This is a genomic window from Cupriavidus sp. WKF15 (assembly GCF_029278605.1).
Lineage (GTDB): Bacteria > Pseudomonadota > Gammaproteobacteria > Burkholderiales > Burkholderiaceae > Cupriavidus.
In genome coordinates this window covers 3,021,788-3,047,481 of record NZ_CP119572.1, presented here as the reverse complement: position 1 = coordinate 3,047,481, position 25,694 = coordinate 3,021,788, and the positions used below count along the sequence as shown (strand labels likewise).

At 65.6% G+C, this 25,694-nt stretch carries 24 protein-coding genes; 15 read left to right on the top strand and 9 right to left on the bottom strand.

Annotated features, from left to right (window positions below; all coding sequences use genetic code 11):
- Window positions 1–4 precede the first annotated feature (4 nt).
- The 3 genes from CupriaWKF_RS14125 (at window position 5) to CupriaWKF_RS14115 (ending at window position 3,672) form a co-directional block, all read left to right on the top strand.
- Window positions 5–2,329 carry an NADP-dependent malic enzyme gene (locus tag CupriaWKF_RS14125; RefSeq protein WP_276098473.1) on the top strand — a complete coding sequence of 775 codons (2,325 nt, stop codon included), beginning with the start codon at window positions 5–7 and terminating at the stop codon, window positions 2,327–2,329.
- A 345-nt stretch (window positions 2,330–2,674) separates the two neighbouring features.
- Complete coding sequence (locus CupriaWKF_RS14120) at window positions 2,675–3,064, top strand: ribonuclease (RefSeq protein WP_276100809.1); 390 nt, start codon at window positions 2,675–2,677, stop codon at window positions 3,062–3,064.
- Complete coding sequence (locus tag CupriaWKF_RS14115) at window positions 3,061–3,672, top strand: barstar family protein (protein WP_276098472.1); 612 nt, start codon at window positions 3,061–3,063, stop codon at window positions 3,670–3,672. The genes CupriaWKF_RS14120 and CupriaWKF_RS14115 overlap by 4 nt, the downstream gene beginning before the upstream one ends.
- Window positions 3,673–3,783: 111 nt before the next feature.
- On the opposite strand, the gene CupriaWKF_RS14110 is transcribed toward CupriaWKF_RS14115, so the two are convergent.
- Genes CupriaWKF_RS14110 through CupriaWKF_RS14100 form a run of 3 tightly spaced genes read right to left on the bottom strand, consistent with a single transcriptional unit; the run spans window position 3,784 to window position 5,603 of the window.
- A complete protein-coding gene (locus tag CupriaWKF_RS14110) occupies window positions 3,784–4,386 on the bottom strand; it encodes a YidB family protein (RefSeq protein WP_276098471.1) in 603 nt (200 codons plus the stop codon).
- A 36-nt stretch (window positions 4,387–4,422) separates the two neighbouring features.
- Window positions 4,423–5,172 (bottom strand): 16S rRNA (uracil(1498)-N(3))-methyltransferase, encoded by a 750-nt coding sequence (locus CupriaWKF_RS14105; RefSeq protein WP_276098470.1) that lies wholly within the window; start codon window positions 5,170–5,172, stop codon window positions 4,423–4,425.
- Window positions 5,172–5,603: a VOC family protein gene (locus tag CupriaWKF_RS14100; protein ID WP_276098469.1), complete on the bottom strand. Its 432-nt coding sequence runs from the start codon at window positions 5,601–5,603 to the stop codon at window positions 5,172–5,174. Before CupriaWKF_RS14100 ends, CupriaWKF_RS14105 begins: the two co-directional genes overlap by 1 nt.
- 267 nt (window positions 5,604–5,870) lie before the next feature.
- On the opposite strand from CupriaWKF_RS14100, the gene tkt reads away from it, so the two are divergent.
- The gene (gene tkt, locus CupriaWKF_RS14095) at window positions 5,871–7,904 is read left to right on the top strand and encodes a transketolase (RefSeq protein WP_276098468.1); all 2,034 of its coding nucleotides are present in this window, start codon (window positions 5,871–5,873) and stop codon (window positions 7,902–7,904) included.
- Between the two features lie 60 nt (window positions 7,905–7,964).
- Complete coding sequence (gene gap / locus CupriaWKF_RS14090) at window positions 7,965–8,963, top strand: type I glyceraldehyde-3-phosphate dehydrogenase (protein ID WP_276098467.1); 999 nt, start codon at window positions 7,965–7,967, stop codon at window positions 8,961–8,963.
- A gap of 53 nt (window positions 8,964–9,016) precedes the next feature.
- On the opposite strand, the gene CupriaWKF_RS14085 is transcribed toward gap, so the two are convergent.
- Window positions 9,017–9,625, bottom strand: coding sequence for a flavin reductase family protein (locus CupriaWKF_RS14085; RefSeq protein ID WP_276098466.1), 609 nt, complete (start codon window positions 9,623–9,625; stop codon window positions 9,017–9,019).
- Between the two features lie 271 nt (window positions 9,626–9,896).
- Between CupriaWKF_RS14085 and CupriaWKF_RS14080 the strand changes: the two genes are divergently transcribed.
- Complete coding sequence (locus tag CupriaWKF_RS14080; RefSeq protein ID WP_276098465.1) at window positions 9,897–10,883, top strand: LysR family transcriptional regulator; 987 nt, start codon at window positions 9,897–9,899, stop codon at window positions 10,881–10,883.
- 87 nt (window positions 10,884–10,970) lie between these two features.
- Here the strand turns inward: CupriaWKF_RS14080 and fur are convergent, their stop codons facing one another.
- On the bottom strand, window positions 10,971–11,402 hold the full coding sequence (fur, locus tag CupriaWKF_RS14075) for a ferric iron uptake transcriptional regulator (RefSeq protein WP_276098463.1): 432 nt from the start codon (window positions 11,400–11,402) through the stop codon (window positions 10,971–10,973).
- A 186-nt stretch (window positions 11,403–11,588) separates the two neighbouring features.
- Here fur and CupriaWKF_RS14070 point away from each other — a divergent pair, with 186 nt between their 5' ends.
- The 9 genes from CupriaWKF_RS14070 (at window position 11,589) to CupriaWKF_RS14030 (ending at window position 21,469) form a co-directional block, all read left to right on the top strand.
- A complete protein-coding gene (locus CupriaWKF_RS14070) occupies window positions 11,589–12,215 on the top strand; it encodes an outer membrane protein assembly factor BamE (protein ID WP_276098462.1) in 627 nt (208 codons plus the stop codon).
- Between the two features lie 90 nt (window positions 12,216–12,305).
- The gene (dapB, locus tag CupriaWKF_RS14065) at window positions 12,306–13,103 is read left to right on the top strand and encodes a 4-hydroxy-tetrahydrodipicolinate reductase (protein ID WP_276098461.1); all 798 of its coding nucleotides are present in this window, start codon (window positions 12,306–12,308) and stop codon (window positions 13,101–13,103) included.
- Between the two features lie 186 nt (window positions 13,104–13,289).
- A complete protein-coding gene (gene leuS, locus CupriaWKF_RS14060; RefSeq protein ID WP_276098460.1) occupies window positions 13,290–15,911 on the top strand; it encodes a leucine--tRNA ligase in 2,622 nt (873 codons plus the stop codon).
- Between the two features lie 45 nt (window positions 15,912–15,956).
- Window positions 15,957–16,463, top strand: a complete 507-nt coding sequence (gene lptE, locus CupriaWKF_RS14055; RefSeq protein ID WP_276098459.1) for an LPS assembly lipoprotein LptE — start codon at window positions 15,957–15,959, stop codon at window positions 16,461–16,463.
- Between the two features lie 25 nt (window positions 16,464–16,488).
- Window positions 16,489–17,547 (top strand): DNA polymerase III subunit delta, encoded by a 1,059-nt coding sequence (gene holA, locus CupriaWKF_RS14050; RefSeq protein WP_276098458.1) that lies wholly within the window; start codon window positions 16,489–16,491, stop codon window positions 17,545–17,547.
- Between the two features lie 184 nt (window positions 17,548–17,731).
- Window positions 17,732–19,012 carry a glutamate-5-semialdehyde dehydrogenase gene (locus CupriaWKF_RS14045; RefSeq protein ID WP_276098457.1) on the top strand — a complete coding sequence of 427 codons (1,281 nt, stop codon included), beginning with the start codon at window positions 17,732–17,734 and terminating at the stop codon, window positions 19,010–19,012.
- A 65-nt stretch (window positions 19,013–19,077) separates the two neighbouring features.
- Window positions 19,078–19,500, top strand: coding sequence for a CopD family protein (locus tag CupriaWKF_RS14040; RefSeq protein ID WP_276098456.1), 423 nt, complete (start codon window positions 19,078–19,080; stop codon window positions 19,498–19,500).
- A 37-nt stretch (window positions 19,501–19,537) separates the two neighbouring features.
- Window positions 19,538–20,143: a 2-hydroxychromene-2-carboxylate isomerase gene (locus tag CupriaWKF_RS14035; RefSeq protein ID WP_276098455.1), complete on the top strand. Its 606-nt coding sequence runs from the start codon at window positions 19,538–19,540 to the stop codon at window positions 20,141–20,143.
- A 72-nt stretch (window positions 20,144–20,215) separates the two neighbouring features.
- Window positions 20,216–21,469, top strand: a complete 1,254-nt coding sequence (locus tag CupriaWKF_RS14030; RefSeq protein ID WP_276098454.1) for a class I SAM-dependent RNA methyltransferase — start codon at window positions 20,216–20,218, stop codon at window positions 21,467–21,469.
- A 45-nt stretch (window positions 21,470–21,514) separates the two neighbouring features.
- On the opposite strand, the gene CupriaWKF_RS14025 is transcribed toward CupriaWKF_RS14030, so the two are convergent.
- The 4 genes from CupriaWKF_RS14025 to CupriaWKF_RS14010 all read right to left on the bottom strand — a co-directional run bounded on the left by CupriaWKF_RS14025 (window position 21,515) and on the right by CupriaWKF_RS14010 (window position 25,694).
- Entirely contained in the window at window positions 21,515–22,561 is a 1,047-nt protein-coding gene (locus tag CupriaWKF_RS14025; protein WP_276098453.1) for a response regulator, read from the bottom strand.
- 116 nt (window positions 22,562–22,677) lie between these two features.
- On the bottom strand, window positions 22,678–24,153 hold the full coding sequence (locus CupriaWKF_RS14020) for an NAD(P)(+) transhydrogenase (Re/Si-specific) subunit beta (RefSeq protein WP_276098452.1): 1,476 nt from the start codon (window positions 24,151–24,153) through the stop codon (window positions 22,678–22,680).
- The gene (locus CupriaWKF_RS14015; protein ID WP_276098451.1) at window positions 24,153–24,476 is read right to left on the bottom strand and encodes an NAD(P) transhydrogenase subunit alpha; all 324 of its coding nucleotides are present in this window, start codon (window positions 24,474–24,476) and stop codon (window positions 24,153–24,155) included. The genes CupriaWKF_RS14020 and CupriaWKF_RS14015 overlap by 1 nt, the downstream gene beginning before the upstream one ends.
- 84 nt (window positions 24,477–24,560) lie before the next feature.
- Window positions 24,561–25,694, bottom strand: a complete 1,134-nt coding sequence (locus tag CupriaWKF_RS14010; protein ID WP_276098450.1) for an HAD family hydrolase — start codon at window positions 25,692–25,694, stop codon at window positions 24,561–24,563.

Sequence of the window (25,694 nt, the reverse complement as noted above, 5' to 3'; positions counted from 1 at the left end):
GCCGATGACCAGCCCTCAGCAGTCCCCGTCCCAAGACGATCTGAAACAGCAGCAGCGTGAGGCGCTGCGCAAAGCGGCGCTCGAGTACCACGAGTTTCCGACTCCCGGCAAGATCTCCGTCACGCCGACCAAGCCGCTGTCCAACCAGCGCGACCTCGCCCTGGCCTATTCGCCGGGCGTCGCCGCTGCGTGCGAGGAGATCGTCGCCGACCAGGCGAATTCGTTCCGCTACACCGCGCGCGGCAACCTGGTGGCCGTGATCACCAACGGCACCGCCGTGCTGGGCTTGGGCGACATTGGCGCCGCGGCCTCCAAGCCGGTCATGGAAGGCAAGGCCGGCCTGTTCAAGAAGTTTGCCGGCATCGACGTCTTCGACATCGAAGTCGACGAAAAAGACCCCGAAAAACTGGTGCAGATCATTGCTGCGCTGGAGCCGACCTTCGGCGGCATCAACCTGGAAGACATCAAGGCACCGGAGTGCTTCTACGTCGAGCGCAAGCTGCGCGAGAAGATGAAGATCCCCGTCTTCCATGATGACCAGCACGGCACCGCCATCGTGGTTGCTGCCGCCGTCATCAACGGCCTGACGGTCGTTGGCAAGGACATCAAGAAGGTCAAGCTGGTGGCTTCTGGCGCCGGTGCGGCGGCTCTGGCCTGCCTGGACCTGCTGGTGGACCTGGGCCTGCCCATCGAGAACATCTGGGTGACCGACCTGGCCGGCGTGGTCTATGAAGGCCGTACCGAGCTGATGGACCCGGAAAAGGCCCGCTTCTGCCAGAAGACCGACAAGCGCAAGCTTGGCGAGGTGATCGACGGCGCCGACATTTTCCTCGGCCTGTCCGCCGCCGGCGTGCTCAAGCAGGACATGGTCCAGCGCATGGCCGACAAGCCGCTGGTGCTCGCTCTGGCGAACCCGAACCCGGAAATCGCGCCCGAGCTGGTCAAGGAAGTCCGCCCGGACGCCATCATGGCCACTGGCCGGACTGACTACCCGAACCAGGTCAACAACGTCCTGTGCTTCCCGTTCATCTTCCGCGGCGCGCTTGACTGCGGTGCGACCACCATTACGCGCGAGATGGAAATCGCTGCCGCCAACGCGATCGCCGAGCTGGCGCGCCAGGAGCAGAGCGATATCGTAGCCTCGGCCTATGGCATCCAGGACCTGTCGTTCGGCCCGGAATACCTGATCCCGAAGCCTTTCGACCCGCGCCTGATCGTGTGGGTGGCGCCGGCCGTGGCCGAAGCCGCCATGAAGTCCGGCGTGGCCTCGCGTCCGATCGAGGACATGGACGCCTACCGCCTGCAGCTCCAGCAGTTCGTGTACCACTCGGGCACGCTGATGAAGCCGATCTACGCCGCTGCCCGCAAGGTGGAAATGGCGAAGAAGCGCATTGTCTTCGCCGAAGGCGAGGAAGAGCGCGTGCTGCGCGCCGTGCAGGTGATCGTCGATGAAAAGCTGGCCAACCCGATCCTGATCGGCCGCCCGGCAGTGCTGCAGCACCGCATCGAACGCTTCGGCCTGCGTCTGCGTCCGGGCGTGGATTTCACCGTCGTCAACCCCGAGCACGACGACCGCTTCCGCGATTACTCCGATGTCTACTACCGGATGATGGCGCGCGAAGGCGTGACCCCGCAGTACGCCAAGCTCGAACTGCGCCGCCGCACCACGCTGATCGGCGCCATGCTGGTCAAGAAGGGCGAGGCCGACGGCATGATCTGCGGCACCGTCAGCAATACCGCCGCGCACCTGCGCTACATCGACCAGGTGCTGGGCGGTACCAGCAAGGTCTACGCGGCCATGAACGGCCTGGTGTTGCCGGGCCGCCAGATCTTCCTGGTGGATACGCACGTGAACGTTGACCCGACCGCTGATGAGCTGGCCGAGATCACGCTGATGGCCGCCGAAGAACTCAAGCGCTTTGGCATCGAGCCCAAGGTGGCGCTGCTATCGCACTCGAACTTCGGCTCGTCCGAAGCCCCTTCGGCACGCAAGATGCGCGATACCCTCGCTATTCTGCGCGAACGTGCGCCGGAACTCGAGATTGATGGCGAGATGCACGGCGACAGCGCGCTCGACCAGAAGCTGCGCGACGCCCTGGTGCCGGACGGTTCGCTCAAGGGCGAAGCCAACCTGCTGGTCTGCCCGAATATCGACGCGGCCAACATCTCATACAACTTGCTGAAGGTTGCAGCGGGCAACAACGTCGCCATCGGACCGATCCTGCTGGGCGTGAAAGCGCCGGTGCACATCCTGACGCCGTCGGCGACGGTGCGACGGATCGTCAACATGACCTCGCTGGTCGTGGTGGACGCCGCAGCCAAGCGTTAAGCCAGGGTACGACTCAGACTGCGAAAAAGCCGGGCTTGCCCGGCTTTTTTTGCGCGGTGACATCGCCGGTTAGTATGCGCACACATTCTATTAACATGTTGAAACAATTGAGGATTTCGCGCTGGCGCCGGGCCGGGATTGATTAATTGCTTGCATGCGCGTACCCTTACGCCTTTGATACAGGCGCTCGCCACGGGCGCTCCGGTGAGGTCGGCGGCTTGTATGCCGGCCAGGGTGGCCCGGATTACTTGTCTACCCAGCAGGCGGCAGGCTCGATTTCCGGTTCAACCAAGACAGACCAACGTGGGTTTCCAGATTCCCCTGAAACAGCAGCGGCAGCGGCCCATGCGCGGCCCGCGCAAGCTGGCGCGGGCCCTGTCGGGCCTGGTCCTGGCACTGGCGCTCACGCAGCCAACGCTGGCAAGGCAGCAGCAGGCCGAGGGACTGCCGGGAACCATTGCCGTGCAGCAACTGCCCAATGAAGCACGGCAGACGCTGGAGCGCATTGAGGCCGGCGGCCCATTTCCCTATGAGAAGGATGGTTCGCGGTTCGGCAATTACGAACGCAGCCTCCCTCAACAACAACGCGGTTATTACCGTGAATATACGGTCAAGAGCCAGAACAGCCGGAACCGGGGAGCAAGGCGGATCGTTTGCGGCGGTGACCAGCGCGTGGCCAACGACTGCTACTACACAGAAGACCACTACAACAGCTTCAAACGGATAACCAAATGATGACTGACATTTTCGGATTGGGCGACGCCCTTGCCGCCCGCGAGGAGCGCGGCGCCGGAGATGGCTGGCAGCGGGCGCAGCATCAGGCCCAGAACCTTTACGACAACGTGCTGATGATGCCGCGCCAAGAGCTCACGCACAGACTTCCGCCCGCCGCTCCGGCCGCTGTGCCGGCCATCGCGAACTGGGCCGACGGGGCCGAGGGAGCCATGAACCTGTTCAAGTCGGTGCGCCCGAACATCGTCCAGTCGATCCGCGCATTCCGCGTGCCTGACCTTGCCCAGGCTGCCGCCGAACTTGGCCAGCATTTCCTGTATGCGAACTGCGCCCATTGCGCGAGCAAGGCGGAGATCCTGGAAACGATCGCGACATCGTTCACGTTCCCCAAGCATTTCGGCAAGAACTTCGACGCGCTGGCCGATTGCCTGACCGACATGATCCACAAGGCCGGCCAGCAACCCGGATTCGTGATCGTGCTGGAAGGTCTGCCGATTGCGCAGAAGTTCGACAAGGAAGCGCGCGAGGTGCTGCTGGATGTGTTCCGCGATGCGGCCGAGTTCTGGGCCGAGCGCAAAGTCCAGTTCCGCGTGTTCTATTCGTTCGCCTGATTGCTGTTCGCATTCCGGGGCTTAGTGCTCCGGTTCAAGAAGAAACAAAGCCCGCGATCGTCGCCGATGGTCGCGGGCTTTGGCTTTTAATGCCGATCCGACTGGGACCGCTCAGGATTGCGACGGCAGGTGCCCGTGCGGAGTCAGTCGGTCGATGAGTTCGGGCAGGCCTTCGCTGAGTTGCGCTGCCACGTCTTCCTGGGACATGCCCGTGGAGCTGGCCAGCGAGGCGAGGGCGCCCGTGTCGCCGAGCGCGTCGCTAAGCGCCGACGGCGTGACCGGCTGGTTGCTGCCAACGCCGATCCACGAATCGACCTGTTCGCCCAGGCCAGCTTGCGCAAGCACATCGCGCAGCGCGCCAATGCCGCCGGCCGCGGCACCGAGCGCCTGGCTGTTGGCCGGGGCGCCGCCCTGGCCGCCAAGCAGGCCGCCGAGCAGCGAGCCCAGATCCAGCCCGCCGGTGCCGCCACCACCCGCGCCAGCGGTCAGTCCGCCCAGCAAACCGCCGAGGCTGCCCAGTCCGCCCAGCCCATCTTCCTGGCTGGCCTGCGCCGCGTCGTCCGCGGCGCCCTTGTGGCGCATCGCCATCATGGCCAGTAGTCCTAGCGCCATCATCAGCTTGGGGTTGAGGCCGCCGGCGCTTTCGCCTTCGCCCTGGCGCGTGCCGCCGAGTTGCCCGAGCACCCCGCCCAGCACGCTATCGAGTAGTCCCATGGTCGACTCCTTTTTGAAGGATGGCGTGCGCCGCCATCAGAATCCGCCAAGCAAGGCGTTCAGGGTTGCCAGGCATGCCAGCCCGGCAGTTTCAGTGCGCAGGATGCGCGGGCCGAGTGACACGGCGGTGAAGCCGGCACGCAAAGCCGCCTCTTCTTCTTCCGGCGCCAGCCCGCCTTCCGGTCCGACCAGCAGCGTGACGCCGCCGGCCAGCATCGTTTCCCGGTTGGCCGCCACGTAAGCGGGCAGCGATTGAACGGCGCGCGGCGACACCAGCAGCCGCGCACCTTCGCCCTCGCTACGCAGCCACGTATCCAAGTTAGCGACCGGCGCGACCGCCGGCAAGCGATTGCGTCCGCATTGCTCGCAAGCGGCTTCGACCAGGGCTTGCCAGTGCGCTTGCCGCTTCTGCGCGCGCTCGCCACTCAGCCGCACGACCGAGCGGGCGGCCTGCAACGGCTGGATCGCCGCGACGCCAAGCTCGACGGCTTTCTCGATCAGCCAGTCCATCTTGTCGCCGCCGGCCAGCCCTTGTGCCAGCGTGACGTGGAACGGTGGCTCGGCTTCGGTCGTATCGTGGTCGCCTACGCGCGCGAGCGCATGGCGCTTGCCCAGTTCGGTCAGCGTGGCGGCATGGCTGCCGCCACGCCCGTCGAAGAGGGTGATGGCATCGCCGGGCGCCAGGCGCAGCACCTGCACATGACGGACCACGGCTTCGGGCAGTTCGAAATCCGTGCCGGCGGCCAGCAATGCCCCGGCACTGTCGACAAAGAAACGCGGCGGCATCAGCTTGCCTTGCCTTCCTGGTTGCCGGCCACCGGTCTGCCGAACCCCCAGCGGTAGCCGTCCGGGTCTTCGACCATGCAGTAGCGGTCGCCCCAGAACTGGTCGGCGGGCTCCATCAGGCTGACGGCCCCCGCCGCCACCGCTTGCGCGTGCATGGCGTCGACGTCGTCGCAATATACGTAAAAGGTCTGCGGGCACTCCACGCCGAGCGAGCGCGGCGTGCGCGCCGTGCTACCCCAGGCGCCTTCGGGTGCAAACATGAGGATCAGTTCGCCCTGATAGTGCATTTCGGCATGGGTCGGCACGCCGTTCTCGTCGACCACGTTGCCGGCCGCAAAGCCGAAGGCGCGCTGATAGAAGTCCAGGGCGTTGCGTGCGTTGCTGACGGTCAGGTAAGGGGTGAGCCTCGGGGTGTTGGCCGGTCTCGTCATGATCGTCTCCTGTCGGGGAAACCTCGCGCTGCCTGAAGGCACGCGGTGCGAGTGTGCATCTTACGCGTGCGGGCCGGCGCTGTCGAAGTCCGCGCCCCGGCGCCGAAAGTGCGGTAACGGCAATGTGCGGACGGAACCGGACGACTTCCCGTGCGATTACCGCCCTGTGCCCGGCCTGGCCGCAGGCACCCCGGCGACCGGATTTGCTCCCGGCATCTGCTAAAATTGCGGTTTTCTTGCCGCCAGGCCCAGCGCCACTACGCCCGCATGTCCGCCCTCGCTCATCCCGCCACAAGTCCTTTCGCTTCCCAGCCTGCCAAGCTGATGGCCGATGCCATTCGCGTGCTTGCCATGGACGCCGTCCAGCAAGCCAATTCCGGCCACCCGGGTGCGCCGATGGGCATGGCCGATATCGCAGTGGCACTGTGGGGCCGGCACCTGAAGCACAATCCGGCCAATCCAAAGTGGGCCGACCGCGACCGTTTCGTGCTGTCCAACGGCCACGGCTCGATGCTGATCTATGCGCTGCTGCACCTGACCGGCTATGACCTGCCGGTCGAAGAGCTGAAGAATTTCCGCCAGCTCCACAGCAAGACCGCGGGCCACCCGGAGTACGGCATTACCCCCGGCGTGGAAACGACCACGGGCCCGCTGGGCCAGGGCATCACCAACGCGGTCGGCATGGCGCTGGCCGAACGCCTGCTGGGCGAAGAATTCAACCGCCCGGGCTTCGACATCGTCAATCACCACACCTATGTGTTCCTCGGCGATGGCTGCCTGATGGAAGGCATCAGCCACGAAGCCTGCTCGCTGGCCGGCACGCTGAAGCTCAATAAACTCATTGCGCTGTGGGATGACAACGGCATCTCGATCGATGGCGACGTGGTGCACTGGTTCAACGACGACACGCCCAGGCGCTTCGAAGCCTACGGCTGGAACGTGATCCGCGGCGTCGACGGCCATAACGTGACCGCCGTCGACCTGGCTATTGCGCAGGCCAAGGCCAGCGACAAGCCGACCCTGATCTGCTGCCGCACCAAGATCGGCAAGGGCGCGCCCAACAAGGAAGGCGGCCATGACGTGCACGGCGCCCCGCTGGGCGGCGCCGAAGTGCTGGCCACGCGCGAGGCGCTGGGCTGGGCCCACGCCCCGTTCGAAGTGCCGGCCGAGGTCTACGACGCCTGGGACGCCAAGGCCAACGGCCTGGCCCTGGAAAAGGCCTGGAACGCGCTGTTCGAAGGCTACGCCGATCGCCATCCGTACGAAGCCGGTGAATTCCAGCGCCGCATGCGCGGCGAGCTGCCGGGCAGCTTCGACGCCGCCGTCGATGCCTTCATCGCCAAGTGCGAGGAAAAGGCCGAAACCATCGCTACCCGCAAGGCCAGCCAGAACACCATCGAGGCCTTCGGCCCGGTGCTGCCCGAGTTCCTGGGCGGCTCGGCCGACCTGACCGGCTCGAACCTGACCAACTGGTCGGGCAGCCAGGCGGTGCGTGTCGATGCCTGGGGCAACCACATCAACTATGGCGTGCGCGAGTTCGGCATGAGCGCCATCATGAACGGCATTGCGCTGCACGGCGGCTACATCCCTTACGGCGCCACGTTCCTGACGTTCTCGGACTACAGCCGCAACGCGCTGCGCATGGCGGCGCTGATGAAGATCCGCTCGCTGTTCGTATTCACGCACGATTCCATCGGCCTTGGCGAGGACGGCCCGACGCACCAGTCGATCGAGCATGTGTCCAGCCTGCGCCTGATCCCGAACATGGACGTCTGGCGTACCGCCGACACCACCGAGACCGCCGTGGCCTGGGCCCAGGCCGTGCGCCGCGAGAACGGCCCGAGCTGCCTGGTCTTCAGCCGCCAGAACCTGCCGTTCCAGCAGCGTGACGACGCCACCCGCGCCAATATCGCGCGCGGCGGCTATGTGCTGCGCGACGGCGCCAACCCGAAGACGGGCCGCCCTGACGCCGCGATCCTGGCCACCGGCTCGGAAGTCGGCCTGGCGGTCGGCGCCGCCGACCAGCTCGCCGCCGAAGGCGTGCACGTGCGCGTGGTGTCGGTCCCGTCGACGAGCGTGTTCGACAAGCAGGAAGCCGCCTACAAGGCCAGCGTGCTGCCCGAGGGCGTGCCGCGCGTGGCCGTGGAAGCCGGTGTGACGGATTTCTGGTGGAAATACCAGGTCCAGGCTGTTGTGGGCATCGACACCTACGGCGAATCGGCCCCGGCGGGCGTGTTGTTCAAGCACTTCGGCTTCACCGTCGACAACGTGGTCCGGACCGTCAAGGACGCGCTGCAATAATTTTCCGGCGGACAACCCGACGCCCCAGTTTTCTAGCATCAGGCATCTCAGGAGATAGACATGACCATCAAGATCGGCATCAACGGCTTTGGCCGCATCGGGCGCATGGTGTTCCGCGCCGCCGTCGCAAACTTCAAGGACCTCGAAGTCGTTGCCATCAACGACCTGCTCGAGCCCGACTACCTGGCGTACATGCTGAAGTACGACTCGGTGCACGGCCGCTTCGACGGTGAAGTGTCGGTCGACGGCAACACGCTGGTCGTCAACGGCAAGAAGATCCGCCTGACCGCCGTCAAGGATCCGTCCGAGCTGAAGTGGGGCGAAGTCGGCGCCGACGTGGTGGTCGAGTCGACCGGCATCTTCCTGACCAAGGAAGGCGCGCAGAAGCACATCGACGCTGGCGCCAAGAAGGTGATCATGTCGGCCCCGTCCAAGGATGACACCCCGATGTTCGTGTACGGCGTCAACCACGACACGTACAAGGGCGAGGCGATCATCTCGAACGCCAGCTGCACCACCAACTGCCTGGCACCGGTGGCCAAGGTGCTGAACGACAAGTGGGGCATCAAGCGCGGCCTGATGACCACCGTTCACGCTGCCACCGCCACGCAGAAGACCGTTGACGGCCCGTCCAACAAGGACTGGCGCGGCGGCCGCGGCATCCTGGAAAACATCATCCCGTCGTCGACCGGCGCTGCCAAGGCTGTTGGCGTGGTGATCCCGCAGCTGAACAAGAAGCTGACCGGCATGTCGTTCCGCGTGCCGACCTCGGACGTGTCCGTGGTCGACCTGACCGTCGAGCTGGAAAAGTCGGCCTCGTACGAAGAAATCTGCGCCGAGATGAAGGCCCAGAGCCAGGGCGCGCTGAAGGGCGTGCTGGGCTACACCGAAGACAAGGTCGTGGCCACGGACTTCCGCGGCGATGCGCGCACCTCGATCTTCGACGCTGAAGCCGGCATCGCGCTGGACGGCACCTTCATCAAGGTCGTGAGCTGGTACGACAATGAGTGGGGCTACTCGAACAAGGTTCTGGAAATGGCCCGCGTGGTGGCCAAGTAATCCAGTCAGCCTGACACGAAAAACGCGCCTTCGGGCGCGTTTTTCTTTGCGTGTCAGCCGCCGCGCCGTGCCGCCAGCGGCCGCGCGTCCACGGCGTCGCCGTCGACCAGGAAATGGCCACCGGCCACGTGGTGGATGGTGCGAAGCGCGTCGTGTCCGTCGAAATGCCAGCGTCCGTTGCTGAACACGCGCGCATCGGCGTGTGCCGCGACGACTTCGCCGAGGAACAGGTCATAGGTCTGCTGGATCGGCGGCTCGGGCAGCAGCCGGCATTCCAGCCACGCCGCGCAGCCGGCCAGCAGCGGGGCGCCCACGGCGGTACCAGCGAAGGCATCCAGGCCGAACGCCTCGAACTTGTCCGTGCCTTGCTGTTCGGCGAGTGACTGTCCGGAACTGGAGCCGAGCGCTTCGGTCAGGTCGACCTGGCTTGCCGTTGGCACCTGCAGCACGAACTCGCCGCTCTGCTCGAGCAGCCGGCGCGTCCAGGTGCTCTTGTCCAGCACCACCGCAACCTTGGGCGGCGCGAAATCCAGTGGCATGGCCCATGCGGCGGCCATGATGTTGCGGTGCCCGTCGGCAGCGGCGCTGACCAGTACAGTGGGACCGTGGTTCAACAGACGGTACGCCTTCGCAAGCTCAACCGGATGAATATGTGATGACATGAGCGCATGCGTGGAGTCGGGGGAAACCCGACTATACGCCGACGCAGATGCAATTGCAGGCGGTCGCAAGCGCTGAAAAATCGTGAAATGGCACGGAATTTCCTAATACTGATGGGAAAATGTCCACCATTGCCAGTATCGAAATGCCGAATCTGCTTTCCGCTGCCGTTTTTTCCTCTTACACTAATAACGAGCCGTTGATATCTGATGTGCAGCCAGTGCAAGTCGCGGGGCCATCTTTCATGAGAATAAATCCGAACAAGGCCTGATCATGGTGAACGTGGACACCAAGCTTCTTGTGATTTTCACCGAACTGCTGAGCAAGCGGAACGCGACCTATGTCGCGGAGAAAATGCACATGACCGCCCCGGCCGTGTCGCATTCGCTCGGCCGGCTGCGCGAGATCTTCGACGATCCGCTTTTCATCCGCGTGCCGCACGGGCTCACGCCCACGCCGCGCGCGCTCGAACTGGGCCCCAAGATCCGCGACATGCTGGACTTGTGGTCGTCGATCAATGAGGGCGATGCCGACAATTTCGATCCGGCTGTCGCGACCGGCACGCTGAGCATCGGCTTTGCCGCCGAACTCGGCGACACGGTGTTCAACCGCTTCGTGTTGCGCATCAAGCAGCTCGCGCCGGAACTCCATATCAAGCTCGTCGAATCCCATTCCTGGGAGAGCGACGTGGCGTCGATGCGCGCCAACGAGCTTGACCTGGCGTTTTCGCCGTTTCCGACGCGGCATCCGGAAATCGTCGAGGAGATGGTGACGTCGCTGAGCCTGTGGGTATGCGCGCGCAAGAACCATCCCCTGCTGAAAGGCCAATGCACCCTGGAGCAGTATCTCGACTGCGGCCATATCTTCATGGCGCACTCCGGCGGCGCGGGCCGTCCGGCGCCGTCGCTGATTCCGCTCGACTACGCACTGCAGCAGCGCGGACTGAAGCGCAACGCCACGCTGACCGTGCATTCATGGCGCGCGCAGGCAGAACTGGCCGCGCAGACGGACATGATCTTCACCGTCAATGCCCTGACCAAGGACATGGCCTGCGAAACCTATGGACTCAAGGCATTCCCGTTGCCGGCCGAGCTGAACACCACGGTAGGCCTGAACATGTTCTGGCACCGCAGCCGCAATACGCACCCGATGCTCGTGTGGGCGCGCGGCCTGTTCCGCCAGGTGGTCGGGGAATTCGTCGGCATGCCCGCCGCCAGGTCGCTGCGCATGGTGGCCGAACCGGACATCGAAACACCCTGATCGCGTCGTACGCGGACCCATGAAAAACCGGCGCCGTGGCGCCGGTTTTTCATGCTTGCGTCCCGCCGCGCAAAGGCAGCGGCCGGCTTATCGTTTTGGTCTGTGGGGGCAATCGGTCTTGGTGCAGTTGCCGTACAGCGACAATGCGTGTTCCTGCAGTGCAAAGCCGCGCTCGCGAGCGATGCTCTGCTGGCGTTGCTCGATCTCGCCGTCGAAGAACTCTTCGACACGGCCGCAATCGAGGCACACCAGGTGGTCGTGGTGCTTGCCTTCGTTCAGTTCGAAGATGGCCTTGCCCAATTCGAAGTTGTTGCGCGAAAGCAGGCCCGCCTGCTCGAACTGGGTCAGCACGCGGTAAACGGTCGCCAGGCCGATATCCATATGCTCGTTGAGCAGGATTCGGTAGACGTCTTCAGCGCTCAGGTGGCGCTGTTCACTGGTCTGAAAAATCTCAAGGATTTTCAGCCGCGGCACGGTCGCCTTCAGGCCGATATTCTTGAGGTCCGCCGGACTCGGCATGGGCGTGACTCCCTAGAGTACAATGTCTGGATAGTTGAATCATAAGGGTTTTGGCGACAAAAGTCGCCCGGTGCCAGGGCCAGCGAAGGCGGCTTCAGCCCGCCGGATGCCGTGGCCGACCAGGTAACCGCCGAACGGCGGAAATGCCCCTGCCGGCACTTTCCTTTCCCTCTGGAAGCGAGATACATGCGTTCATTCCGTTCGTCTGCCATGCGTCCGACGCTGGTGTTTTCCCTGCTGGCCGTCGCCCTGCTGGCGGGAGCCTGCTCGACCTACGACTCCACCTCGCGCAAGGTCGCCAACGTCATCACGCCGTACCGGATCAACATCGTGCAGGGCAACTTCGTTTCGCGTGAGGCGGCTTCGCAACTGCACGAAGGCATGACCCGCGACCAGGTGAAGTTCCTGCTGGGCACGCCGCTGCTGACTGACGTTTTCCACAACGATCGCTGGGACTACGTTTTCTCGTTCCGCCGCGGCAATACCCCGGTCGTGCAGCAGCGCCGCTTCACGGTCTATTTCGATGGCGACAAGCTGGTGAAGTTTGGCGGCGACGAGCTGCCGTCCGAATATGAGCTGATTGCCGAGATCGACGGCATGAAGAAAGCCTTGAAGGAGCAGAAGCCCGGTATCGGGGGAAGTTCCGGCACCCAGGCCGCGGCGCCTGCACCTGCGCCCGCGCCGGCGGCAGCCACGGCCGCGCCGCAAGAGGCCCCTGCAGCACCCGCCGCCCAGGAAGGTGCGGCACCGGCAGCTTCGGCGGCGACACCGGCGGCAGACGCGCAACAGGAATCCACTGCGCAGCCGAACTAAGCGCTCCGCCGCGGCCCGGATCGGCCGCCCCGAGATTTCCGGCCGGCGCTTTGCGACCGGCCGTTTTCCGATATCGCCAGGTAAAACACCATGAACATCGCCATTGCTGGCGCATCCGGCCGCATGGGCCGCATGCTGATCGAACACATTCTTGCCACGGAAGAGGTCTCGCTGTCGGGTGCGCTCGATGTGCCGGGCTCGCCCGCGCTGGGCCAGGATGCCGGCCTGCTGCTGGGACGCCATACCGGCGTGGCGATCACGGCTGACCTGGAGGCCGGCCTGGCCGGTGCGGACTGCCTGATCGACTTCACGCGGCCCGAAGGCACGCTGGCCCACCTGGCCGTCGCCAAGCGCCTGGGCGTCAAGATGGTGATCGGCACGACCGGCTTCGACGAAGCCGGCAAGGCCGCGCTGGCGGAAGCCGCGAAGTCCATCGGCGTTGTCTTCGCCGCCAACATGAGCGTGGGTGTCAACGCCACCTTCAAGCTGCTGGAAGTGGCGGCAAAGCTGCTTTCCACGGGGTACGACATCGAAATCATCGAAGCCCATCACCGCTTCAAGGTCGATGCACCCTCGGGTACGGCACTGAAGATGGGTGAAGTGATCGCCGAAGCGCTGGGCCGCGACCTCAAGACCTGCGCGGTCTACGCGCGCGAAGGCCACACCGGCGAGCGCGATCCGAATTCCATCGGCTTTGCCACCGTGCGCGGCGGCGACATCGTCGGCGACCACACCGTGATGTTCGCCGGCATCGGCGAGCGCATCGAGATCAGCCACAAGTCGTCGAGCCGCCAGTCCTATGCCGATGGCGCCGTGCGTGCTGCCCGCTTCCTGGCCGACAAGCCGAACGGCCTGTTCGACATGCAGGACGTGCTGGGCCTGAAGTAAGGCCTGGCCTGGCGGCCTGGCCTGGCCCGGTCGCCGCCGTGATGGCATCGCCGCACGGTTATAATCAGCTTCTTTCGCATTGCACGACTGGCGGGCGCCGCGGGCGCCCGCCGTCTGCCTTCCTGTCCCCCGGATGCGGGCCTCTCAGACGCCGCGCAGACCGTTGTCCTGAACGTTGTCCCGACCATGCAAGACAAATACCTTCCTTCCGCCGTTGAACAAGCCGCCCAGCAGCACTGGCAGGCGATCGACGCCTACCGCGTGTCCGAGCATGCCACCGGCCCCGACGGCAAGGAAAAGCCCAAGTTCTATGCCTGCTCGATGCTGCCGTATCCGTCGGGCAAGCTGCACATGGGACACGTGCGCAACTACACCATCAATGACGTGATGGCGCGCTACCTGCGCATGAATGGCAACAACGTGCTGATGCCGATGGGGTGGGACGCCTTCGGCATGCCGGCGGAAAACGCCGCGCTCAACAACGGCGTGGCGCCGGCCGCCTGGACCTACGACAACATCGCTTACATGAAGAAGCAGATGCAGTCGATGGGCCTGGCCATCGACTGGTCGCGCGAAGTCGCCACCTGCAGCCCGGACTACTACCGCTGGAACCAGTGGCTGTTCCTGAAGATGCTCGAGAAGGGCATTGCCTACCGCAAGACCGGCACCGTCAACTGGGATCCGGTCGACCAGACCGTGCTGGCCAACGAGCAGGTCATCGATGGCCGCGGCTGGCGTTCGGGCGCTATCGTCGAGAAGCGCGAGATCCCGATGTACTACCTGCGTATCACCGACTACGCAGAGGAGCTGCTCGGCGACCTGGACAACCTCGGCTGGCCCGAGCGCGTCAAGATCATGCAGCAGAACTGGATCGGCAAGAGCGTGGGCGTGCGCTTCGCGTTCACGCATGACATCCCGGGCGACGACGGCAAGCCGATCAACGACGGCAAGCTGTACGTGTTCACCACGCGCGCCGACACGATCATGGGCGTGACGTTCTGCGCCGTGGCCGCCGAACACCCGCTGGCCACGCACGCCGCCGCGAACAATCCCGAACTGGCTGCCTTCATCGACGAATGCAAGCACGGTTCGGTCATGGAAGCCGACATGGCGACCATGGAAAAGAAGGGCATGCCGACCGGCCTGCAGGTCACGCATCCGCTCACCGGCGAGAAGGTCGACGTGTGGGTCGGCAATTACGTGCTGATGAGCTACGGCGACGGCGCCGTGATGGGCGTGCCCGCGCACGACGAGCGCGACTTCGCCTTCGCCAACAAGTACCAGTTGCCGATCAGGCAGGTCATCGACGTGAAGGGCCAGCCGTACTCCACCGAAGCGTGGCAGGAATGGTACGGCGACAAGGAAAACGGCGTCTGCGTCGAGAGCGGCAAGTACAACGGCCTCGGCTACCAGGCGGCGGTCGAGGCGATCGCCGCCGACCTCGGCGCGATGGGCCTGGGCGAGAAGAAGGTGACCTGGCGCCTGCGCGACTGGGGCATTTCGCGCCAGCGCTACTGGGGCACGCCGATCCCGCTGATCCACTGCGACAGCTGCGGCGTGGTGCCGGTGCCTGAGAAGGACCTGCCGGTGGTGCTGCCGGAAGACCTGGTGCCGGACGGCACCGGCAATCCGCTGAACAAGGATCCGCGCTTCCTGCAGTGCACCTGCCCGTCCTGCGGCAAGCCGGCGCGCCGCGAGACCGACACGATGGATACCTTCATCGATTCGTGCTGGTACTACATGCGCTATACCTGCCCGGACGCGGCCGCCATGGTCGATGCCCGCAACGACTACTGGATGCCGATGGACCAGTACATCGGCGGCATCGAGCACGCGATCCTGCACCTGCTGTATGCGCGCTTCTGGACCAAGGTCATGCGCGACCTGGGCCTGGTCAGGTTCGACGAGCCGTTCACCAACCTGCTCACGCAGGGCATGGTGCTCAACGAGACCTATTACCGCGAGGACGCCTCGGGCAAGAAGCACTGGTACAACCCGGCCGAGGTCGACCTGCGGACCGACGAGCGCGGCCGCCCGGTGGGTGCCACGCTGATCGCCGACGGCCAGCCGGCGGTGATCGGCGGCGTCGAGAAGATGTCGAAGTCCAAGAACAACGGCATCGATCCGCAGGCGCTGATCGACCAGTACGGCGCCGATACCGCGCGACTGTTCGTGATGTTCGCCGCGCCGCCCGAGCAGCAGCTCGAGTGGAGCGGTTCGGGCGTGGAAGGCGCCTCGCGCTTCCTGCGCCGCGTGTGGAACTATGGCTATGCCAACGCCGCTGCCGTGCACGATGGCGCCGGTGCCGCGCCGGGCGCGGAGGATGCGGACCTGCGCCGCGAGATCCATGGCGTGCTCAAGCAGGCCAACTACGACTACCAGCGCATCCAGTACAACACCGTGGTCTCGGCCACGATGAAGATGCTGAATGCGCTCGAAGGCGCCAAGAATGCCTCGCCGGCCGCGCGCCGCGAGTGCTTCGGCATCCTGCTGCGCGTGCTGTACCCGGTGGTGCCGCACATCACGCATGGCCTGTGGGAGGCGCTGGGCTACGCCGTCGAAGCCGGCGACCTGCTCGACGCCCCGTGGCCGCAAGTGGATGAAAGCGCGCTGGTGCGCAGCGAGATCGAACTGGTGCTGCAGATCAACGGCAAGGTGCGCGGCAGCGTGACCGTGCCGGCTGACGCCGATCGCGCCGCCATCGAGGCCGCGGCCGCCGCCAGCGAGACCGTGGCCAAGTTTGCCGAGGGCAAGGCGCCCAAGAAGATCGTGGTCGTGCCTGGCCGGCTGGTCAACGTGGTGCTGTAAGCGCAGGGATCGGAAACCGACAAGCGGATGAAGGAATTGCCGAGAATGGATCGACTGGACAAGGGCCGCCGCAAGCTGCTCGCCGCCATGCTGGCTACCGGCCTGCTGGCGGGCTGCGGCTTCCACATGCGCGGCAATGCCGACTTCGCGTTCAAGCGGCTCTACATCGGCATTCCGCCCAATACGCTGATGGGTTCGGATCTGCGCCGCGCGATCCGCGGCGGATCGGACACCGTGATCGTGGCTGACCAGAAAGAGGCCGACGCGCTGCTGGACGTGCTGCAGGACACCCGTACCAAGACCATCCTGTCGATCACGACGGAAGGGGTGGTGCGCGAATACCGCCTGACGCAGCGCTTCAGCTTCCGCCTGCGCGATGCCGCCGGCAAGGAGCTGATCCCGCCGTCGCAACTCATCCTCACGCGCGACCTGACCTACAACGAAGCCAATACGCTGGCCAAGGACTACGAAGAGCAGCAGCTCTACCGCGACATGCAGCGCGACATCGTGCAGCAGCTGATGCGCCGGCTGGCCGCGGTCAAGGCCATTTGAGCGCGAACGGACGCACCGCACCGGCATGCAGCTCAAGCTAGACGGACTTGACGCCCACCTGCGGCAGGCCAAGGCCAAGGGCCTGGCGCCGCTGTATGTGGTTCACGGCGACGAGCACCTGCTGGTGCTCGAGGCGGTCGATCGACTGCGCCAGGCCGCGCGCGAGGCGGGTTTCTCCGAGCGCGATGTACTCGTGGCGGAGCGCAATTTCCACTGGAGCCAGCTGGTCGAGGCGCAACAGTCGATGTCGCTGTTCGGCGACCGCAAGATCGTCGAGCTGCGCATTCCGTCGGGCAAGCCTGGCAAGGATGGCGGCGAGGCGCTGCGCGCCGTGGCGGCCCAGCCGTCGCCCGACGTGGTAATGCTGGTCACGCTGCCGCGACTCGATTTCGCCGCGTCCAAGTCGGCCTGGTTCCAGGCGCTGGAGGGCGCGGGCGTGTCGATCAAGGTCGACTCCGTGGACCGTACCCGGCTGCCGGCCTGGGTGGGCGAGCGCCTGGCACTGCAGCAGCAGCGCGTGGAAGGCGGCGAGCCCGGCCGGCGCGCGCTGCAGTTCATTGCCGACAAGGTGGAAGGCAACCTGCTGGCGGCCCACCAGGAAATCCAGAAGCTCGGCTTGCTGTACCCGCCCGGCGAACTGAGCTTCGACCAGGTGCACGATGCGGTGCTCAACGTGGCCCGCTACGACGTTTTCAAGCTGTCAGAAGCCATGCTGGGCGGCGACGTACCGCGCCTGGTGCGCATGCTCGAAGGACTGCGCGGCGAGGGCGAGGCCACGGTGCTGGTGCTGTGGGCGCTGACCGAGGAAATTCGCGTATTATCCAAGGTCCGGCAAGGCATTGCGGCCGGCAAGCCCGCCGCCGTGCTGATGCGCGAGCTGCGGGTCTGGGGCCCGCGCGAACGCCTGGTGCCGCAGGCGGCGCAGCGGCTGACGCAGGCGCGGCTCGATGCGGCGCTGTCCATGGCCGCGCGGCTGGACCGGCAGGTGAAGGGATTGTCCGACCTGCCGCCACCGGGCAGCGGCCCGCTGCCGGCAGAGCCATGGGATGGCCTGCAGCAACTGGCGCTGATGATCGCGCGCTAAGGCTTGCATCCGCGAAGGTTTGCTCCCCTCTCCCGCTTGCGGGAGAGGGGCCGGGGGTGAGGGCAGGCGGTAAATCGGGCGATATCGCCACGAGACGCTCCGACCCTCACCCCCAACCCCTCTCCCGCGCGCGGGAGAGGGGAGGAACACACATTGACGGCCGTCCTCCCGGCCGGCCACTGACATGACCGAGCTCGACCTCAACCAATACATGGACCGCGTCGGCCGCCAGGCACGCGCGGCATCGCGCGCGATGGCGCGTGCCTCCACCGCCGACAAGAACCGTGCGCTGCTGACCATTGCCGCGGCGATCCGCCGTGATGCGGACAAGCTCAAGGCCGTCAACGCACGCGATGTCGAGCGTGCCCGCGCCCACGGCCAGGACGCCGCCTTTGTCGACCGCCTGACCCTGTCGGACAAGGCGATCAAGACCATGGCCGAGGGCCTGGAGCAGATTGCCGCGCTGGCCGATCCGATCGGCGAGATCTCGAACATGAAGTTCCGCCCGACCGGCATCCAGGTCGGCCAGATGCGCGTGCCGCTCGGCGTGATCGGCATCATCTACGAGTCGCGGCCCAACGTGACCATCGACGCGGCGGCGCTGTGCCTGAAGTCGGGCAATGCCACCATCCTGCGCGGCGGTTCGGAGGCGATCGAATCCAACACCGCGCTGGCCGCGCTGGTGGCCGAGGGGCTGGCTGCCGCCGGCCTGCCGCCCGAGGCCGTGCAAGTCATCGAAACCACGGACCGTGCCGCGGTCGGCCGCCTGATCACGATGACCGAATACGTCGACGTGATCGTCCCGCGCGGCGGCAAGAGCCTGATCGCGCGGCTGATGGAAGAAGCGCGCGTGCCGATGATCAAGCACCTGGACGGTATCTGCCACGTGTTCATCGACGCCGACGCCGACCTCGACAAGGCCGTGCGCGTCTGCGACAACGCCAAGACCCAGCGCTACGCGCCGTGCAATACGATGGAGACGCTGCTGGTGTCGCAGGACATCGCCGCGCGCGCGTTGCCGCCGCTATGCCGCATCTACCAGGAAAAGGGCGTCGAGCTGCGCGTCTGCCCGGCAACCCGCGCCACGCTGGAGGCCGCCGGCTTCGGCGGACTCGTCGATGCCTCCGAGGAAGACTGGCGCCTGGAATACCTAGCTCCGATCCTCGCCATCAAGACCGTTCCCGGCCTGGACGAGGCCGTCGCGCATATCAACGAATACGGTTCGCACCATACCGATTCGATCATCACCGAGAACTATTCGACCGGCATGCGTTTCATCCGCGAGGTCGATTCGGCCAGCGTGATGATCAACGCGTCGACGCGTTTTGCCGATGGCTTCGAGTACGGCCTGGGCGCGGAGATCGGCATCTCCAACGACAAGCTGCACGCACGCGGCCCGGTCGGGCTGGAAGGGCTAACGTCGCTGAAGTATGTAGTGTTCGGCCACGGCGAGATCCGCACCTGAGAACTGCGGCGGGCACGCCGTGCCCGCCGCGAACAACAACAACCGCTGCCGCAACGCTTCGCTGAATGCTCTGGGTCAAAGCGCTTCATATCGTCTTTGTCGTGTCCTGGTTTGCCGGCCTGTTCTACCTGCCGCGCATCTTTGTCAACCTGGCCATGGAGACCGAGCCCGCCGGCACGCAGCGCCTGCTGCTGATGGCGCGCAAGCTGTACCGCTTCATGACCATGCTGGCCGTGCCGGCGGTGGTGTTCGGGCTGTGGCTGTACCTCGGCTACGGCATCGGCCGCGGACCGGGGCAGGGCTGGATGCATGCCAAGCTGGCGCTGGTGCTGGTGCTGATCGGCTACCACCACGGCTGCGGCAGGCTGCTGAAGAAGTTCGAGGCGGGCCGCAACACCCGCTCGCATACCTTCTACCGCTGGTTCAACGAGCTGCCCGTGCTGGTGCTGCTGGCGGTGGTGATCCTGGTGGTGGTCAAGCCGTTCTGAAACCCGGTCCGCAGGGACTTTCCCAATCGAGCGCAAGATGAGCAAGCAGGTCGATTACTATTTCTCGCCGCAGTCTCCGTACGTCTACCTGGGGCATGAGCGCTTTGCCGCCATCGCGGCCGCCCATGGCGCCCAGGTCAACCTGAAGCCGTGCGATCTCGGCAAGGTATTCTCGGTGTCCGGCGGTTTGCCGCTCGCGCAGCGTCCGCCGCAGCGCCAGGCGTACCGGCTGGTCGAGCTGGCCCGCTGGAGCGAGTTCCTGGGCAAGCCGCTGAACCTGCAGCCGACGTATTTCCCGGTGTCCGGCGATCCGGCCAGCAAGCTCATCATCGCGGCCCAGCTCGCCCACGGCACTGCGCGCGCCATGCAGCTCGTGGGCGCCATCGGCACGGCGCTGTGGGCCCAGCAGCGCAATATCGCGGATGCCGCCACGCTCGCGCAGCTTGCGGATGAGGCGGGGCTCGATGGCGCCAGCCTGCTCAAGGCCAGCGAGGGGCAGGCCGTGCAGGCCGCCTACGCGCAGAATACGCAGGACGCGATCTCGGCGGGCGTGTTCGGCGCCCCGTGGTACGTCTACGATGGCCAGCCCTACTGGGGCCAGGACCGGCTCGACTTCCTGGACCGCGCACTGGCGGCCAGTTGAACCGTCGCCTAGGCTAATCTGATCTTCCCGTCCGCCACGGCGGACGTTTTTGTTTGCAGGAAACCCGAATCCATGACCCAAGCTTTCTTTGCTCCCTGCCCGCGCGGCCTCGAGGGCGCGCTGGCCGAAGAACTGCGCGAAATCGCCGCGCGGCCCGGAATGGCGTCGCTGGCCCCGTTCGAGGTGCATCGCGAGGTGCCGGGCGGCGTCAGTTTTTCGGGCGAGCTGGCGGCGGCATACGCCGTCAACCTGCACTCGCGCATTGCCAGCCGCGTGCTGATGCGCGTGGCCGCGCGCGGCTACCGGCATGAGGACGATATCTACGCACTGGTACGCAACCAGCGCTGGGAGCAGTGGTTCTCGCCCGACGAGTCGATCCGCGTGGACCTGACCGCCACCAAGTCGCCGCTGCGCAGCCTGAACTTCACCGCGCTGCGCATCAAGGACGGCGTTTGCGATGGCATGCGCGAACGACTGGGCGCGCGGCCCAGCGTGGACACTGTCAGCCCGGATGTGCGCATCTATGCCCACCTGACGGAGCACGACTGCACGCTGTACCTCGATACCACCGGCGAGCCGCTGTTCAAGCGCGGCTGGCGCATGGAGAAGGGCGAGGCCCCGCTCAAGGAGAACCTGGCAGCGGGCATCCTGCGCCTGGCGGGCTGGGTGCGGGGGCAGACCAACCGCCCGTTCTACGACCCGATGTGCGGCAGCGGCACCTTCCTGATCGAAGCCGCGCAGGTGGCGCTGGATATCGCGCCGGGCGGCAGCCGCAGCTTTGCCTTCGAATGGCTCAAGGGCGCCGACACCAAGGCCTGGCAGAAGCTCAAGGCGGATGCCCAGCGCGCCCGCATGCTCGCCTCGGCGGAGGGCTTGCAGATTGCCGGATCGGACATCTCCACTGACATGCTGGCCATGGCGCAGGCCAACTGGACGCGCGCCGGCCTGCCCGACTCAGCGCGTACCAAGCAGGTGGATGCGCGTTTCACGCAGCCGCCGTTCGCCGAGCCTGGCCTGCTGCTGATGAATCCGCCGTACGGTGAACGGATCGTGGTGCGCGGCGAGCGCCGCCAGTCCCAGGATGAAATGCCGCGCGACGAAGCCGAGGAAGCCGCCGCCAACCAGTTCGCCAGCGCCTTTGCCACGACGCTCAAGCAGAACTTCGCAGGCTGGCAGGCCTGGGTCTTTACCGGGGACCTGGCGATGCCGAAGCGCTTGCGGCTCAAGGAGTCGCGGCGCACGCCGCTCTACAACGGCAATATCGAGTGCCGCCTGTTCCGCTTTGACATGGTGCGAGGCGGCAACCGCGGGCCGCAGCCGGCCTGAGTGGCCTGAATAGCCTGAATAGCCGGATGGGCGGCCGGCTGAACGTCAGGGCCGCTTGCGGCCCGTCAGCGCGTCGGGATTGCGCGCGAAGTCGGCCAGGAAGGCCTGCTGGCTGACCACAGGCTCCTGCAGCAGGTGGCGCGGCAGGTCGAACAGGGCGTAGACATATTCCTCGCGCCCCTCGCAACGTTCGGCCGGCAGGCAATATTGCTCCCAGTCCACGCAGGCCGGCGTGTACATGCCGTTGCCAGGCCAGAAGAAGGGCACCAGGCGGCCTTCGCGCAGGCCTTCGATCAGCGCCGCCGGCGCGTCGTAGGCCTCGGCCGATTCGACCTGGCTCATCAGTCCGGCGCGGGTTTCGATCACCATCAGGGTGGCATGGCCTTGCGCCGTCAGCATCAGGATGCCGACCGGATTCGGGTACAGGTAGTACTCGACGAAGCCATAGCGCGCGGTGATCTGCCGCACGCGCTCGGTCATGGCCGGGTCGGACAGGAACGAGTACGAATGCCGCGTCAAAAGCTCGCGCAAGGTGCGTGACAGCGTGGCGAAATACTGCTGCTGCAAGGCGTCGATTTCCTGGTCCAGGCGCTCGACCATATTGGCTTCGTGCTTTTTCACGTAGCGGTCGATCAGGCCATGGTTGAAGCCCTGCACGGCGATGCTCTCATCGGCGGTGCCGGTCAGCAGGATGGTCTTGCACGGCAGGTCCTGCAGCGCCTGGCAGAATTCCAGCCCGTCCATCTGCGGCATCGAATAATCCACCACGATCACGCCAGGCTGCAGGAAGCGGTTGACGTCGTGGATCTGGCGATGGATGCGGTCGATGTCGAGCTGCACCGTGCGCCGCTCGGTGAGGAAGGTCAGGTCGTCGTGCGTGACCCGCACCGGCAGGAAGGCGGGAAAGCGGGTGGCGTAGGCGTCGCGGATCCACTGCAGCGCTTCGCGCGGGTCCGTGAAGGTGACCACCGCGCGCGACGCGTCCATCTGGAATGCCAGGCTGTCGATGAACGATTTGCTGTCATCGACCAGGACGGTCAGGATCGGGTGATGGAAAACCGACAGGTTCCTGTCGTGCGGGTTGAAGGTCATGGTGCGTTCGGGCCATGCAGCAACGCTGGGAAGTCAGCGCAGGCCAGTATAACGCGCTGCCGCCACGGCGGGCGGCAGCGTGTCGTATCCTGCACAGATCCGGGGTCGTCCCGTGGTTAATCCACCGCCTTGAGCATATCCTCGACCACCTTCTTGGCGTCGCCGAATACCATCATGGTCTTGTCCATGTAGAACAGCTCGTTGTCCAGCCCCGCGTAACCGGACGCCATCGAACGCTTGTTGACGATGATGGACTTGGCCTTGTAGGCCTCCAGGATCGGCATGCCGGCGATGGGCGACTGGGGATCGGTCTTGGCCGCCGGGTTCACCACGTCGTTGGCGCCCAGCACCAGCACCACGTCGGCCTGGCCGAACTCGCTGTTGATGTCCTCCATCTCGAAGACCTGGTCATACGGCACCTCGGCCTCGGCCAGCAGCACGTTCATGTGGCCTGGCATGCGGCCGGCCACCGGGTGGATCGCGTACTTTACCGTCACGCCCTTCTCGGACAGCAGTTCGGCCAGTTCCTTCAATGCGTGCTGCGCGCGCGCCACGGCCAGGCCATAGCCCGGCACGATGATCACGGTCTCGGCATTGCCCATCAGGAAGGCCGCGTCGTCGGCGGAGCCTGACTTCACGTTGCGCTGGGCCTGCGCACCGGCCGCGCCGGCCGCTGCCGTGTCGCCACCGAAGCCGCCCAGGATCACGTTGAAGAACGAGCGGTTCATCGCCTTGCACATGATGTACGAGAGGATGGCACCGGACGAACCCACCAGCGAGCCGGCGATGATCAGCATCGGGTTGTTCAGCGAGAAGCCGATGCCGGCGGCCGCCCAGCCCGAGTACGAGTTCAGCATCGACACCACCACGGGCATGTCGGCACCGCCGATCGGGATGATGATCAGCACCCCGAGCACGAAGGCAATGGCCAGCATCACCAGGAACGGCAGCCAGTCCTGCGTCATGAAGAACGCAATGCCGAAGCCGACCATTGCGACGGCCAGCGCCAGGTTCAGCATGTGCTGGCCGGCGAACACCACCGGCGCGCCCTGGAACAGGCGGAACTTGTAGCGCCCGGCCAGCTTGCCGAAGGCGATCACCGAGCCCGAGAAGGTGATGGCGCCGACGAAGCAGCCGATGAACAGCTCGACCCGGTTACCGGTCGGGATCTCATGCGAACCCGCCGGGCTGATGCCGAAAGCGGAGGGTTCCGCCACGGCTGCCACCGCGATGAATACCGCGGCCAGACCGATCAGCGAGTGCATGGCGGCGACCAGCTCGGGCATCTTGGTCATCTCGACCTTTTTTGCCACGTAGGCGCCGATGCCGCCGCCCACCACCAGCGCGCCGAAGATCAGCGCCAGGCCCGAAGCAACCGAGGACTGCGCCGTGCCGGCCGCCAGGAACTCGTTCTTGAGCTTGATGATCAGCACCAGCGTGGTGACCACGGCAATGGCCATGCCGATCATGCCGAAGGCGTTGCCCTTGCGGGCCGATGCCGGGTGCGAGAGCCCCTTCAGCGCCTGGATGAAGCAGACCGAGGCGACCAGGTAGAGCAGGGTGACAAGGTTCATGCTGACGAGTTCGGTCATCACGCACCCTCCTTGGCGCCGGCCTTGGCCTTGGGCGCTTTCTTCTTGAACATCTCCAGCATGCGCTGGGTCACCAGGAAGCCGCCGAACACGTTGACGGCAGCCAGGGCCACGGCCAGCGTGCCCATGATACGGCCCGTGGCGCCCTCGGTGAGGCCGGCTGCCAGCATGGCGCCGACGATGATGATGGCCGAGATTGCATTGGTCACGGCCATCAGCGGGGTGTGCAGCGCGGGCGTTACCGTCCACACCACGTGGTAACCCACGTAGATCGCCAGCACAAAGATGATCAGGTTGATCACCGTGTGGTTCACCATCTCCATCGACTTCTCCTCCCTTGCATTGAATCCTGGATGCCGCCTGCGTTGTCTGTATTGGAATGCGAACGACCGGGATGCCGCGGGCCGCTAAGGCGCCTGCGCGAGCACCGGTGCCAGCGTTGCCGCCGCCGCGCCCGGGGCCGGGAACACACGGGCCCAGTCGCGCTTCATGCTCACCACGGTCCAGCCGCGCTCCGAGGCCGCGTGCAGCGATCCACCGTCGTTTTCCGCATACGCCGATTCGCGCTCGGCGTCGTCATGGTTGACCAGCAGCTGGAATGAAGGCCCCTTGCGCGCCTGCGAATACGACAGCATGGCGATATCGCCCTTGCCGCCGACATTGCCAGCGGCGAACACCGGCCGCTTGCCGATCTGCAGCGCAATGTTGACCGGCTTCATCTGCTTGTCGTTGAAGCTTTCGAACTTCGGCTCGCGCCAGATTTCGTTGTCGCGGCCGTGTTCGCGGAACTGCGCGGAAAGCCGGGAGCCGATGACCTGTTGCGGGGGAATGCCGTAGAAGGACTGGGACACGACGCGCATGAAGTCCGTCGTGCCACCCGAGCAGATCCAGGTCTGGTAGCCGTGGGCGCGCAGCAATGCCAGCAGCTCCAGCATCGGCTGGTAGGTGCTTTCGCGCAGCGAAGCCTTGGATTTTGGATGGCGCGCGCTGGCGACATAGCGCCGCGCGTCTTCCTGGAAGGCGTCGACTGAGGTATTGCCGTAAAGCTCGTTGAGCAGGCGCACGGCGCCCGCCTCCCCGGTGGACTTGAAATAGGCCGCGGGATCGGCCAGGAATTCCTTGTAGGGCGAGCGACTGGCCAGTGCCGGCTCGGCCCGCGCGCGCTCCTGCGCGCGGTTGACCACGAACAGCAGCTCCACCACCGGGTCCTCGCGCCACAGCGTGCCGTCGTTGTCGAACACGGCGATGCGGTCCTCGGGCGAGACGAATTCGGGGCTGCCCGGCGTGGTGGTCTTGCTGACGAAATTCAGGATGGACTGCTTGGCCGCCCCGTCGCGCCACGCGGGCAACGGGTCGAGCAGCTTGGGGCCGCTGGTGGCGGCAGCACTTGCGGCACGGGACGAACTGCCGCCGCCCGATGTGCCGCACGCCGCGCACAATGCCAGCAGGCCAATGCCGGCCGCCTGCGCGAACCGCATGCCAAGGCGGGCACGCCACGGTGCCGCCTTCGCTACGGAATCCCGACACAGGCTGGCCGTCAT